The sequence below is a fragment of the Sphaerisporangium cinnabarinum genome, from assembly GCF_055567015.1.
Genome location: NZ_JBVHRG010000005.1, coordinates 69,421 through 83,143, shown reverse-complemented (window position 1 = coordinate 83,143; position 13,723 = coordinate 69,421). Strand labels below are relative to the sequence as shown.

9 protein-coding genes are annotated in these 13,723 nt (G+C 74.8%); 3 read left to right on the top strand and 6 right to left on the bottom strand.

The features are described from left to right. Positions 1–5: 5 nt before the first annotated feature. Entirely contained in the window at positions 6–455 is a 450-nt protein-coding gene (locus ACZ4MO_RS09085) for a hypothetical protein (protein WP_175009188.1), read from the bottom strand. A 4-nt stretch (positions 456–459) separates the two neighbouring features. Then, positions 460–1,935: a coiled-coil domain-containing protein gene (locus tag ACZ4MO_RS09080; protein WP_175009189.1), complete on the bottom strand. Its 1,476-nt coding sequence runs from the start codon at positions 1,933–1,935 to the stop codon at positions 460–462. A gap of 364 nt (positions 1,936–2,299) precedes the next feature. On the opposite strand from ACZ4MO_RS09080, the gene ACZ4MO_RS09075 reads away from it, so the two are divergent. Genes ACZ4MO_RS09075 through ACZ4MO_RS09065 form a run of 3 tightly spaced genes read left to right on the top strand, consistent with a single transcriptional unit; the run spans position 2,300 to position 5,504 of the window. Beyond that, positions 2,300–3,499 (top strand): hypothetical protein, encoded by a 1,200-nt coding sequence (locus tag ACZ4MO_RS09075; RefSeq protein ID WP_175009190.1) that lies wholly within the window; start codon positions 2,300–2,302, stop codon positions 3,497–3,499. After that, entirely contained in the window at positions 3,496–4,533 is a 1,038-nt protein-coding gene (locus tag ACZ4MO_RS09070; protein ID WP_175009191.1) for a DUF8094 domain-containing protein, read from the top strand. Before ACZ4MO_RS09075 ends, ACZ4MO_RS09070 begins: the two co-directional genes overlap by 4 nt. 20 nt (positions 4,534–4,553) lie before the next feature. Beyond that, positions 4,554–5,504 carry a tetratricopeptide repeat protein gene (locus ACZ4MO_RS09065; protein WP_175009192.1) on the top strand — a complete coding sequence of 317 codons (951 nt, stop codon included), beginning with the start codon at positions 4,554–4,556 and terminating at the stop codon, positions 5,502–5,504. A 287-nt stretch (positions 5,505–5,791) separates the two neighbouring features. On the opposite strand, the gene glgB is transcribed toward ACZ4MO_RS09065, so the two are convergent. The 4 genes from glgB to ACZ4MO_RS09045 form a co-directional block, all read right to left on the bottom strand. Beyond that, positions 5,792–8,023, bottom strand: coding sequence for a 1,4-alpha-glucan branching protein GlgB (gene glgB, locus ACZ4MO_RS09060; protein WP_175009975.1), 2,232 nt, complete (start codon positions 8,021–8,023; stop codon positions 5,792–5,794). Positions 8,024–8,107: 84 nt separating this feature from the next. Further along, positions 8,108–9,601, bottom strand: coding sequence for a maltokinase N-terminal cap-like domain-containing protein (locus tag ACZ4MO_RS09055; protein WP_175009974.1), 1,494 nt, complete (start codon positions 9,599–9,601; stop codon positions 8,108–8,110). 81 nt (positions 9,602–9,682) lie between these two features. Next, positions 9,683–11,404: a maltose alpha-D-glucosyltransferase gene (gene treS, locus ACZ4MO_RS09050; RefSeq protein WP_255437382.1), complete on the bottom strand. Its 1,722-nt coding sequence runs from the start codon at positions 11,402–11,404 to the stop codon at positions 9,683–9,685. An 80-nt stretch (positions 11,405–11,484) separates the two neighbouring features. Further along, positions 11,485–13,614, bottom strand: coding sequence for an alpha-1,4-glucan--maltose-1-phosphate maltosyltransferase (locus tag ACZ4MO_RS09045; protein ID WP_186810505.1), 2,130 nt, complete (start codon positions 13,612–13,614; stop codon positions 11,485–11,487). Positions 13,615–13,723: the final 109 nt, after the last annotated feature.

Sequence of the window (13,723 nt, the reverse complement as noted above, 5' to 3'; positions counted from 1 at the left end):
GCGCGTCAGCGCCCGTCGAGCACGAGCGCGAGCGCGTCGGCGAGGTCGATCGACTCGCCGTCCCGCCCGCCCTTGCCGAGCACGAGCGGCGGGTCGGACGGCTCGACCGCGACGCCCCGCAGGCGCGCGAGCACGCCGCCGGGCACCGAGAGCACGTAGAACTCACCGTCCTCGCCGACGGCGACGCTGCGGTTGCGGCGCAGGTACCACCCGCGCAGCGGGGTGCGGTACGTCGCGATGCCGTCGAACGCGCGGGCGCGGAGCGGCTCGGGAGCGAGACCCCGTGCGCGCGCCCGCCCGACGAAGTCGGCGAGCAGGGCCCGGGCCGCATCGCTCTCGCGGGCGCGCTGCCGGTCGAGCTCGCGCTGCTGGTGCGCGGCGGCCTCGGTCCGCTGCCGACGCCAGTCGTCGGCAGCGGACCCCGAGGGGCCCGACGGGCCCGCGCCGGTCGGCACGGCGTCAGGCCGAGGCGGGGGCGTCGGACTCCGCGCCCGGCTTCGTCTCGGCGGACTTCGCGTCCGTGGGCTTCGCGTCGGCCGCCTTCGCGTCCGCCGACTTCGCCGGGCCGCGCTTCGTCGGCGCCTCGACCGTCCCGACCCGCTGCGCGGACTCCTCGGGGACGACCGGGAACTCGGCCGTCATCAGCGTCGCGGCGCGCGCCTGCTGCGCGGGCGTCCCGGCGGGGACCGCCTTCTTCGCGGGGGCCTTCGTGGCCTCGCCCTCGCTGCCGAGCAGACCGCGGAGCTCGTCGAGGTAGGTGTTGATCGAGTCGTGCTGACGCGTGAGGTCCTCGAGCTGGCGCTGGGCGACGTTGCGCTGCTGCTCGGCCTCGGCCTTGGCGTCGCTCACCGTCTGGTCGGCGAACGCGCGGGCCTCGGCGACGACCTGGTCGGCGTTGCGGCGCGCCGTCGACAGGAGGTCCTTCACGTACGCGTCGGACTCGCTGCGGACCTTCTCCGCCTGCCGGAGCGCGTGGGCGACACGCTTCTCCGCCTCCGCGGCGTGCTCCTCGGCCGTCGAGACGAGCTTCTCCGTCTCCGCCTTGGCGGCGGCGTGGCGCTCGGCGTTCTCGCGCTCCGCCTCCTCGCGGCGACGCACGACCTCGAGCTCGGCGTCCGCGAGGGCGGTGCGGGCCTGGTCGCGCAGCGCCTCCATCTCGGACGTGACGGCGTTCGCCGCCTCGGTCGCCTTGCGCTGCGCCTCGTCCACCTGGCGCTGCGCCTCGCGACGAGCGTTCTCCAGCAGCTCGGCCGACTCGCGCTCGGCGGCCTCGCGCTGTGCCGCCGTCTCCGCCGCCACGCGTGCGCGGAGCTCCGCGGCCTCGCGCTCGGTCGTGACGCGCAGCTCCGTCGTCTCGCGCTCCGCCGTCGCACGCAGCGTGCCGAGCTCGCGCTCGAGCGACGCGCGCCGCTCGCTCTCCTCCGTGGCGAGCGCGCTCTGGATGCGCGCGGCCTCGCGCTCCGCGGAGCCCACGAGCTCCTCCGCGCGGCGCTGGGCGCTGAGCAGCGTGCCCTCGGCCTCGGACGCGCTCGTGGAGCGGATCTCCTCCGACTCCAGGCGCGCGCTGTTGAGCAGCTCGGCGACCTCGTTCTCGGCGCGGGACCGGACCTGGCCGGCGGAGAGCTTCGCGCGCGCCATGATGTCGGCCGCCTGGGCGTTGGCCTGCGACAGGATGTCCGCCGACTGCTCCTCCGCCGAGCGCAGGAGCTGCTCGATGCGGGACCCGAGCCCCGCGTACGACGGCCGGTCCGCCTCGCGGAGCTGGCGCTGGGCGTCGTTGAGCTCGCTCGTGAGCTGCATGGCGCGGGCGTCCGCCGCCTCGACGCGCGCCCGCGCGTCCTCCACGGCCTTCTCCAGCTTGGCGAGCTGGGCCTCGACCTGGACGCGGTCGTACCCGCGCATCGTGATGGGGAAGAGCGTGCGCTCGTCGGACACGTCGATGACCTCCGGTGCTGAGTCGTCGCGGCTTCCGCCGCCGGGCGGCGTCCCCTCCCGGGGAGGGAGGGCGCGGCGGTCGTGCCACGGCCCCGCCGTGCTCCGACCAGGATACGGGGATCACGCTGTCCTGAATACCCGGATTGGTGGGGGTGAGACGATGGTCGCAGTGCTGCGCGCGCCGCCGTCCCCCGCGCGGACGGCGGCCCTTCCCGCCGTCGGGCACGGTGTTCCCTGGGAGCGGTGAGACCGTCGCGGGAGGGGCACGTGAACGGTTCGTGAGGATCCACAGGCGAGGCGTCTCGGTCGATCCACGAGGGGTTTCGCACCTATCCTGGAACGTCGATCGACGAAGGGAACCTCGGTGCTGCAACGAATCATCGCCGCCCTCCTGCTCGTAGGAGGACTGGTCGCCGTCGGCCTCGGTGTCGCGTCCGCCACCGTCTGGCGGGACAGCGACACGGTCGTGGCGACCACGGCGTACACCGGCGACGGCACGGTGCTCGTCACCGCGCCCGGGGTCCTGGACCTCGTCGCCGAGGACGTGACGATCCGCGCGACAGCACCCGGGGAGCAGCAGGTCACCCTCGCGATCGGCCGCGAGGCCGACGTGACCGGGTGGGTCGGCGAGGACCCGCACGGCCTGGTCACCGGCCTGTCCGACTGGGACGCGCTCGCGACGCGCGCCGTCGAGGCACCGGCCGCGGAGGACGAGCCCGCGGAGGGCGAGGCGCCCGCGGACGGCGAGAGCCCGGCCGACGCCGAGACGCCGGCCGACGCCGAGAGCCCGGCCGAGGGTGAGACGCCCGCCGAGGGCGAGACGCCGGCCGAGGGCGACGCGGCCGCGGAGGCCCCCGTCGTCGGCGTCGACCCCGCCGGCTCCGACATGTGGCTGGAAGAGGCGACGGGCGCCGGCTCGGCGAGCCTGCGCTGGTCCGACCAGCCCGGCCGCTGGCAGCTCCTCGCCGCCGGCGTGGGCGAGGGCGCCGTCGCTCCGACCGTCGAGCTGTCGTGGCCGCGCCAGGTCGAGACGCCGTTCCTGTGGCCCGGTGTCATCGGCGGCGCCGTCCTCATCCTCCTCGGTCTCGGCATCGGGGCGGCGAGCCTGCGGCCACGCCGCCGTGGTCCCTCCGGCGGCACCACGACCTCCGCGACCCCCGCGGTCGCGGCGGCCGGCGCGACGGAGGGCACGTCGTCGGACGAGGACGGCACGCCCGACGGCGAGGTGCCGACCGACACGGCCCAGGTGCGCATGCTCACGCGACGTGAGCTGCGCGAGCGCGAGGAGGCCGACCGCCTCGCGCAGCAGCAGGCCCGCGGGCAGAAGCCGCGGCGCGCGTGGCTCACCGGCCAGATCCCGATCGTCGCGCGCGGCGAGCGCCGCCCGCGGACCGCGGCCCAGCCGGCCGTCGACGCGAGCGCGCACCCGACCACGGAGGACAGCGCGACCACGCGCGCCGACGCCTGGCGCCGGGCGTGGGGCTTCACGCCCGGCAGCGGCGAGAGCGCCCCGGCGCCCGCACCCGAGAGCGACCCGGACGAGACGAAGGACAGCACCCGATGACCAGCACCGCCCGCGACACGGCCCGCGCCCGCCGCGCCCGTCGTCACCTCGGCGGGGTGGCCGGGGGACTGGTCGGCGCGCTCCTGCTCGCCGCCTGCTCCGCACCCCTCCCGACGCCCGAGCCCGACCCCACGCAGGACCCGCCGCCGCCCGTCCTCACCGAGGCGCAGGAGACCGCCGTCCTCGACGCGGTCGCCGCGGCGCTCGCTGCCGCGAGCGAGACCAACGACGCGGCGCAGCTCGAGGGCCGTGTCACGGGCCCCGCCCTCGCGATCCGTTCGAGCCAGCTCGCCGTCGCCGCCGCGCGGGGCAACGCCGACCTCGTGACCGAGCTCCCGACGGAGGCGCAGCAGGTCGTCATCCCGACGACGCAGACCTGGCCGCGCACGTCGTTCGCCGTGAGCGTGCAGCCCGAGAACCTGCAGACGCCCCGCCTGTCCGTCCTGGAGCAGGACACGGCGCGCGGCGACTACCAGCTCTGGGCGTGGGTCCGCCTCCTGCCCGGCGTCACCATGCCGAGCTTCGCGGACCCGAGCATCGGGAGCGAGGACGTCGCGCCCGACGACTCGAGCCTGCTCGTCACGCCCACGGACGCCGTCGCGCAGTACGCCGACGTGCTGAACCTGGGCGGGGGATCCGGGTTCGCGGGGTCCTTCGAGGAGGACTCGTTCCGCACGCTGCTCGCCAAGCGCGCGCAGGACTGGACGACGGCGCTCGAGCCCGCCGCCGGCGCCTACGCGCTGACGTTCACGCCCAACCCCGACGAGCCCGTGCGCGCGGTCCGGACCGCGGACGGCGGCGCCCTCGTGGTCGGGGCCATGACCTCGCAGGAGTCGATGACGGCCGAGGAGGGCGCGCAGGTGCCCCCGGACACCGAGTCGATCAAGGCGCTGTACGGGGACAAGGCCCCGACGAACGTGCTGAAGGTCGGGTACGTCGACGTCGTCGCGCTCTACGTGCCGCCGGCGGGATCCGAGGAGAAGATCCGCGTGGTGGGCAACGAGCACGTCGCGACGTCGGTCGCGAACTCCTGACGCTCCGTAGGATTGCGTCCATGAGCGAACCCACCCAGCCCACGTTCGACGTGCGCGGCGCGGTCGACCTGTCCGCGCTGACCAGGCCGCAGTCACCCCCGCCCGGCGAGGAGGGCGGCGCGCCCGCCGCGGGCGGGTACGTCGTCGACGTCACGGACGAGACGTTCGGTCAGCTCGTCCAGGACTCGGCGCAGTACCCGGTCGTCGTGCTCCTGTGGATCCCGACGGACCAGGCGAACGCGCAGCTCGGCACCGACCTCGGCGCGCTGGCCGACGAGTACGCCGGCCGCTTCCTCCTGGCCCGGGTCGATGCCCAGGCGTACCCGCAGATCACGGCCGCGTTCCAGGTCCAGGGCGTGCCGACCGTCGTCGCGATCCTCCAGGGCCAGCCGGTGCCGCTGTTCCAGGGCGCGGCGCCCGTCGAGCAGGTGCGCGCCGTGCTCGACCAGGTGCTCCAGGCGGCCGAGGCGAACGGCGTGACGGGCCGCGCGCCTGCACAGGGCGCCGACGGCGAGCCCGAGCGCCCCGCGGAGCCCGTCGCGGAGCCCGAGCCCGAGCTCCCGCCGCTGCACCAGGAGGCGTACGACGCGATCGAGCGCGACGACCTCGACGCCGCGGTCGCGGCCTACGAGAAGGCGATCAAGCAGGACCCGCGCGACGCGCTCGCCGTCGCGGGGCTCGCGCAGGTCCGCCTCCTCCAGCGCACGCGCGACGCGGACCTCGCGACGGTCCGTGCCGCAGCCGCCGCCGCACCGCAGGACGTCGACGCCCAGCTCGCCATCGCCGACCTCGACATCCTCGGCGGCCACGTCGACGACGCGCTCGGCCGCCTGCTCGACCTCCTGCCCGGCGCCGACGACGACGGCAAGGAGAAGCTCCGCGTGCGGCTCCTCGACTACTTCGAGGTCGTGGGCCCCACCGACCCCCGCGTCGGCAAGGCCCGCCAGCGCCTCGCGATCAGCCTCTACTGACGCACCCGAGCCACGCACGACGGCGGCCGGTCACCTCACGGTGACCGGCCGCCGTCGTGCGGGCGGTCACCGCGAGGTGACCGGCTGGCATGGTGCCGAGGAGGCAGCGCCAAGGGTGAGACGAAGCCGGGTGGGTGGGGCGGTGGCGCCGGGTCGTGGCGGGCCTGGCGGGAACCGCGAGGAACGAGCGGCGGATGGTAGACCCGGCGCCACCGCCCCACCCGCCACCCAGGGCGACCAGACCTCGACCTCGGCGAACCAGACCTCGACCTCGGCGAACCAGGCCTCTACCTCGACGACGGGACGAGGTACAGCGCGCCCAGCGGAGGGACGCGCAGGGCCGCGGAGAACGCGCGTCCCTTCCACGGCACGGGCTCCGCCTCGACCTCGCCGAGGTTGCCGACGCCGGAGCCGCCGTAGACCTCCGCGTCGGTGTTGAGGACCTCCCGCCACGCGCCGCCCGACGGCAGCGCGACGCGGTAGCCCTCGTGCGGCGTCCCGGCGAAGTTCACGACGACCGCGACCTCGCTGCCGTCGCGCCCGCGGCGCACGTAGGCGAGGACGTTGTGGTCGGCGTCGTCGGCGTCGAGCCACTCGAACCCCGCGGGGTCGTGGTCGAGCTCCCACAGGGCCGGGGTCGCGCGGTAGAGCGCGTTGAGGTCGCGCACGGCGCGCTGCACGCCCTGCCGGCCCGGGTCGGCCGCGAGGCCGTCCCAGTCGAGCGACCGGCCCTCGTTCCACTCGGAGTGCTGGCCGATCTCGCTGCCCATGAAGAGGAGCTGCTTGCCGGGGTGCGACCACTGGTAGGCGAGGAACGCGCGGACGCCGGCGCGCTTCTGCCAGTCGTCGCCGGGCATCTTCCCGTACAGCGAGCCCTTGCCGTGCACGACCTCGTCGTGGCTGATGGGGAGCACGAACTGCTCGGAGTACGCGTAGACCATGGAGAACGTGATCTCGTGGTGGTGGTACCGGCGGTTGATCGGCTCCTCGGCGACGTAGCGCAGGGAGTCGTTCATCCAGCCCATGTTCCACTTGAGCCCGAACCCCAGGCCGCCCGCGGAGGTGGGCCGGGTGACGCCCGGCCACGCGGTCGACTCCTCGGCGATCATCATGACCCCGGGCGTGCGCCGGTACGCGGTGGCGTTGGCCTCCTGGAGGAACGCGATGGCCTCGAGGTTCTCGCGCCCGCCGTGCACGTTGGGGTGCCACTGGCCGGGACCGCGCGAGTAGTCGAGGTAGAGCATGGACGCGACGGCGTCGACGCGCAGCGCGTCGACGTGGAACTCCTCGAGCCAGTAGGTCGCGTTGGCGACGAGGAAGTTGCGGACCTCGTTGCGGCCGAAGTCGAAGACGTACGTGCCCCAGTCGGGCTGCTCGCCGCGCAGCGGGTCGGCGTGCTCGTAGCAGGGGGTGCCGTCGAAGCGGGCGAGGGCCCACTCGTCGCGCGGGAAGTGCGCGGGCACCCAGTCGACGACGACGCCGATCCCGGCGGCGTGCAGGCGGTCGACGAGGTAGCGGAAGTCGTCGGGGTGGCCGAAGCGTGACGTCGGGGCGTAGTAGCCCGTGACCTGGTAGCCCCACGACCCGCCGAACGGGTGCTCGGCGACGGGCAGGAGCTCGACGTGGGTGAACCCCTGCTCGACGACGTACGCCGTGAGCTGCTCCGCGAGGTCGCGGTAGGACAGCCCCTGGCGCCACGAGCCGAGGTGCACCTCGTAGATGCTGAGCGGCCGCGTGTGGGGGTCGTGCGCGGCGCGCTCGGCGAGCCACGCGTCGTCCGACCACTCGTACCGGGACTCGACCACGATGCTCGCCGTCGCCGGGGGCACCTCGGCCGCCTTGGCGAGCGGGTCGGCCTTCTGGCGCCACGAGCCGTCGGGCCCGAGGATCTCGTACTTGTAGCGCGCGCCCGCGACGACGCCGGGCACGAAGAGCTCCCACACCCCGGTCGAGCCGAGGGAGCGCATGGGGTGCGTGGGGCCCCAGCCGTTGAAGTCACCGATGACGCGGACCGCGCGCGCGTTCGGCGCCCAGACGGCGAACGCCGTGCCGGTCGTGTCGCCGAGGTCGCTCGGGTAGGTGCGGACGTTCGCCCCGAGCGCGCGCCACAGCTCCTCGTGCCGACCCTCGCGGATCAGGTGCAGGTCGACGTCGCCGAGCGTGGGCAGGAACCGGTAGGGGTCGTCGACGGTCGTGGCCTCGTGCCCGTATCGCGTGCGGACGCGGTAGTCGGGAGCGTGCCGCGTGCCGTCGGCGTCCTGGTGCACCGGCACGACGGCGGCCCACACCCCGTCCTGCTCGTGCGCTGCCGGGTGCTCGCCGTCGGCGGTGACGACGACGACCTCGTCCGCGAGCGGGCGCAGGACGCGGACGACGGCCCGCGCGTCCCTGGCGTCGTCCGCGAGGTGCGGGCCGAGCACGGCGTGCGGGTCGAACGTGCGCCCGCCCGCGGCCGCGGCGAGGGCGTCCGGCGGCACGACGACGGGGGGCGGGGTGGCGGAAGCGGCGGGCCCGGTCATGGGGCAACCTTTCCACGTCCCGCGCGCCCCCACAGGACGGGCTCGCCGGACGGTCCGGTGCGTGCGCCCGGGCGACCGCGCACGTCAGGCGTTGCCCGCGAGGAGCCGGTCCACGGCGGCGAGAGGGATGGGCTCCCAGTCGGGGCGGTTGCGCGACTCGTAGACGACCTCGTAGAGCGCCTTGTCGAGCGTGAGCGCCCGGACGAGCGCCTCCGACGTCGCGTGGTCGACGCCCGCGGTGTCCGCGCGCTCGTACGCGTCGAGGAACGCGGCGCGCGCCTGCACGGCCCACGCGGCGTCGGGCGCGCGCCCGACGGCGGCCGCGTAGTCGAACGAGCGCACGATCCCGGCGACGTCGCGCAGCGCGAGGTCGGGGCGGGTGCGCTCCGCGACCGGCCGCAGCGGCTCGCCCTCGAAGTCGAGCACCTTCCAGCCGAACCGGCGGGCGTGCAGCACCTGCCCGAGGTGGAGGTCGCCGTGGACGGTCTGGAGCCGCGGGAGGGCGTCGGGGACGCGCGTGACGGACGCGAGCCGTGCCGCCGTGCGGTCCCAGAACGCGGCGATCTCGGCCGCGCGCCGGCCGAGCGCGCCCGACGACGCGACGGCCTCGTCCGAGCGGCGCCGCAGGTCGGCGACGAGCCACCGCGCGTCCACGGGGGAGCCCACGTCGAACGCGCGCCGGAGCGCGGCGTGCAGGTCGGCGAGGACCCGTCCGAGGTCGGCGGCGAGGTCGGCGAACGACGACCCCTGCCCGGCGTACGCGCACGCGAGGTCGAAGCCGTCGCGCGCGCCGTCGACGAACTCGCTGAGGATCGCGAGGTGCGCCGAGCGCGGCGCCGTCGGGTCCGGCACGTGGCCCGGGCGGGCCGGGTCGTCCTGCGCGTCCCAGCCCACCTCGAGCCATGCGAGCGGTCGCGGGACGCCCGCCCACCCCTGCGCGGCGAGCGCGCGCGGGATGGTCAGGTCAGGGTTGGGCCCGATCGCGATGGCCCGCAGGACCTTGAGCATCGTCCCGCCGGCGACCCCGGGGAGCAGCACCGAGCTGTTCGACTGCTCGACGCTCAGAGCGCGCCCGCCCGCGAGGTCGACGGGGTCGGCGCTCGCTGCTCCGGTGGCCGGGGTCGTGCCCCACTCGGCCACGGCCAGGAGCGCCGCCCAGCACGCCGGGTGCGCGGCGCCGTCGTGCACGAGCCAGGACGTGCCGGCGGTCGCGCCGCTCCCGGCGTCGTGCACCGTCCCGAGCGGGGCGGCGGGGGCGCGCCCCGGCCCGGCGGGCGTGGCGGGGGTGCCCGCCGGGTCCGCGGCGCCCGTGGTACCCGCCGCCGCGTCGACCGGCTCGAGGACGAGCGGCACCTGCACGACGAGGTCGACGCCGTCCCCGAGCAGCCGCAGCAGGTGGAGGACGACGCGCGGGGCCCGCGCCGGGTCCGGCGCCGCCGGGACGTCGAGCGCGAACGACAGCCACGGCACGTGCTGCACCTCGACGCCCTTGACGGGGTACCACCGGCGCTCCGGCAGCCACGCGTCGAGGAGCGTCATGAGCTCCGAGGAGGGAAGGTCCGTCCGTCGGAGCGTCATGCAGGCCTCCTGGGGCTGGTCGTCGGCAGGTCGTGTCGGGCAGGCACCATCCGACCACGAGGCGCCCGATCTCGCCGTCCGTCAGGCGGTCGTGCCCTCGGGACTCCCGACGACGAGCCAGTAGAAGTCGCGCGAGCCCCACGTCATGACGACGCGCCCGTCGTCCCCGACCGCCGGGAAGCGCGCGCCGCCGAACACGTCGGTGAGCGTCGCGCCCGCGTGCCCCGGCAGGTGCACCGCCGCGGACCGGGCGGTCGCGGAGAGGTTCGCCACGCACAGGACGGTCTCCGTGGGCGTGCGCCGCAGGAACGCGAGGATCGACTCGTTGTCGCACTCGAGCGCCACGAAGTCTCCCGTGCCGAACGCCTTGTGGCGGCGCCGGACCTTGAGCATGCCGTGCACCCAGTGCAGCAGGGACGTCGACTGCTCGAGCTGCGCCTCCACGTTCACGTAGCCGTAGTGGTGGACGAGCGACTGCACGAGCGGCAGGTACACCTTGCCCGGGTCCGCGGTGGAGAACCCGGCGTTGCGGTCCGGCGTCCACTGCATGGGCGTGCGCACGGCGTCGCGGTCGGGCAGCCAGATGTTGTCGCCCATCCCGATCTCGTCGCCGTAGTACAGGCACGGGCTGCCCGGGAGCGAGAGCAGCAGCGCGTGCGCGAGCTCGACCTCCTTGCGCGAGTTGTCGAGCAGGGGCGCCAGCCGACGGCGGATGCCGACGTTGGCGCGCATGCGCGGGTCGGGCGCGTACCACCCGTACATCGACGCGCGCTCCTCCGTCGAGACCATCTCGAGCGTCAGCTCGTCGTGGTTGCGCAGGAACGTGCTCCACTGCGCGCCCGCGGGGATGTCGGGCGTGTCGGCGAGGATCTCGAGGACCTGGTTCGCCCGCTGGTCGCGGATCGCGTAGAAGATGCGCGGCATGACGGGGAAGTGGAAGCACATGTGGCACTCCGGCTCCTCCTCGGTGCCGAAGTAGTCCACGACGTCGCGCGGCCACTGGTTCGCCTCGGCGAGGAGGATGCGGCCCGGGAACTCGGTGTCCACCATGCGCCGCACGCGGCGCAGGAACTCGTGCGTCTGCGGCAGGTTCTCGCAGTTGGTGCCCTCGGCCTCGTAGAGGTACGGCACCGCGTCGAGGCGGAAACCGTCGACCCCTACCTGCAGCCAGAACCGCGCGACGTCGAGCATCGCGTCGGCGACGCGCGGGTTCTCGAAGTTGAGGTCGGGCTGGTGGGAGAAGAACCGGTGCCAGAAGAACTGGCGCCGCACCGGGTCGAACGTCCAGTTGGACGTCTCCGTGTCGACGAAGATGATGCGCGCGTCCTGGTAGCGCGTGTCGTCGTCGCTCCACACGTAGAAGTCGCCGTACGGGCCCTCCGGGTCGGCGCGCGACGCCTGGAACCACGGGTGCTGGTCGCTCGTGTGGTTCATGACGAGGTCGATGACGACGCGCATCCCGCGCGCGTGCGCCTCGCTCACGAGCTCCGCGAAGTCCGACGTCGAGCCGTACTGCGGCGCGATCGCCGTGTAGTCGGACACGTCGTAGCCGCCGTCGCGCAGCGGCGACGGGTAGAACGGCGGCAGCCACAGCGCGTCGATGCCCAGCCACTGGAGGTAGTCGAGGCGGTCGATGAGCCCGCGCAGGTCGCCCGTCCCGCTGCCGTCGGAGTCGGAGAACGCGCGGACGATCACCTCGTAGAACACGGCTGTGCGGTACCAGTCCGGGTCGTCCGACAGCCCCGGGCGCGTCTCGACGGGCGGCGCAGGCTGGCGGCGCGGCGGGAGAGCGGCGACGGGCACGGGTGCGGTGGTCGGGGACACGGGCGCGGGACCGGCGGCGGGTCCCCGGACGGGGACCGGGGCCGCGTCCCGGGGGAGCGTCACGACGCCCTCACGTGGATGACGTGCGCGACCTGGCGCAGCGGTTCGAGGCGCACGTACACGTCCTGGCCCCAGCCGTAGCTCTCGCCGGTCAGCTCGTCGTGCGCGACGAACGACGGCGCCCAGGGGTCCTGGCCGTCCGCGAGCGGGGGGAGGCCGAGGGCCGCGAGGTCCAGGTGCACGTTCGACTCCTGCGGGGAGCGGGGGTCGAGGTTCACCACGACGACGACCGTGTCCGCCTCGCCGGTCGGCGAGTGCTCGGCCGGCAGGTGGCGCGAGAACGCGAGCACCTGGTCGTTCGTCGTCGGGTGCACCGTGAGGTTGCGGAGCTGGCGCAGCGCGGGGTGGTCGCGGCGGATCTCGTTGAGCCGCGTGAGCAGCGTCGAGATCCCGATCTCGTCGGCGAGCGCCCAGTCGCGCGGCTTGTACTCGTACTTCTCGTTGTCGATCTGCTCCTCGACGCCCGGGCGCGGCACGTTCTCGACGAGCTCGTAGCCGGAGTAGATCCCCCACGTGGGCGAGCCGAGGGCGGCGAGCACCGCGCGCACCGCGAAGCCTGCCACGCCGCCGTGCTGGAGGTACGGCGGGAGGATGTCGTGGGTCGTGGGCCAGAAGCTCGGGCGCATGTAGGCGCCGGCCTCGCCCGAGACCTCGGTGAGGTACTCCGCGAGCTCGTCGCGCGTGTTGCGCCAGGTGAAGTACGTGTACGACTGGTGGAACCCGATGCGCGCGAGCGTGTGCATCATCGCGGGCTTGGTGAACGCCTCGGAGAGGAACACGACCTCGGGGTTCGTCGCGCGCACCTCGGCGAGCAGCCACTCCCAGAAGTCGAGCGGCTTGGTGTGCGGGTTGTCGACGCGGAACGCGGTGACGCCGCGGTCGATCCACACGCGCACGACGCGCAGCACCTCGGCGTAGATGCCCTCCGGGTCGTTGTCGAAGTTGAGCGGGTAGATGTCCTGGTACTTCTTCGGCGGGTTCTCGGCGTACGCGATGGAGCCGTCGGCGCGCGTCGTGAACCACTCGGGGTGCTCGGTGACCCAGGGGTGGTCGGGCGAGCACTGGAGCGCGAGGTCGATCGCGACCTCCAGCCCGTGCCGCCGGGCCTCCTTGACGAACGCGCGGAACGTGCGCTCGCTGCCGAGCTCGGGGTGGATCGCGTCGTGGCCGCCGTCCTTCGACCCGATGGCGTACGGGCTGCCCGGGTCGCCGGGGAGCGCGGTGAGGGAGTTGTTGCGGCCCTTGCGGTGCGTCGTCCCGATGGGGTGGACGGGCGTCAGGTAGACGACGTCGAAGCCCATCTCCGCGATCGCGGGCAGACGGCGGGCGGCGGCGGTGAACGTGCCCGAGCGCCAGCGCCCGTCCTTGAGCCGTCGGGCGCCCTCGGAGCGCGGGAACATCTCGTACCACGCGCCCGCGAGCGCGAGCGGGCGCTCGACGCGCAGCGGATAGGTGGCCGACGCCGTGACGTGGTCGCGCAGGGGGGCACGCTCCAGGACGTCGCGCACCTCGGGCGACGTCGCCGCGACGAGCCGCGCCTCGGCGGGGCGGCTCGCGTCGGCGAGCGCGGCGAGCGCGTCGGCGAGCGTGCGGTCGTCTGCGGGGGCCCGGCGGCCGGGAGTGCCGTCGCGCCCGGGGAGGGGGACGGCGTCGGCGAGGACACGCTCGAAGAGCCGCACGCCCTCGGCGAGCATGAGCTCGACGTCGACGCCCGCCGCGACCTTGACCGTCGCGTCGTGCGCCCACGTGCCGTAGGGGTCGCTCCACGCCTCGACGCGCAGCGACCAGTCGCCGACCGCGTCCGGGTGGAGCGTGGCGCGGAACCGGTCGAGCCCGGGGGCGACGTCGACCATGGGCGCCGTGCGCTCGGTGCCGTCGGGCGCGACGAGGACGGCGGTCGCGGCGACGGCGTCGTGGCCCTCCCGGAAGACGGTCGCCTCGATCGGCACCATCTCGCCGACGACGGCCTTGGCGGGCCACCGGCCGCCCTCGACGACGGGCGACACCTCGAGCACGGGGATGCGTCCGACGGGCGCGGCGGGGGCGGGGGCGGGGGCGCCGCCTCGGGGACGAGGGGCACCGGTGGCGCGGGGGCGGTGCGGCGCGAGGGCCGGAGGGGTCGACGTCACACGCACAACGTATCGAGGGGCACGGGGGCCAGGCACGTGGGGGAGGGGTCGGCGCGTCGCGGGCGGGTCTCGCACGTACCCGGGTGAAATTTCATGCAAGCGTTACACA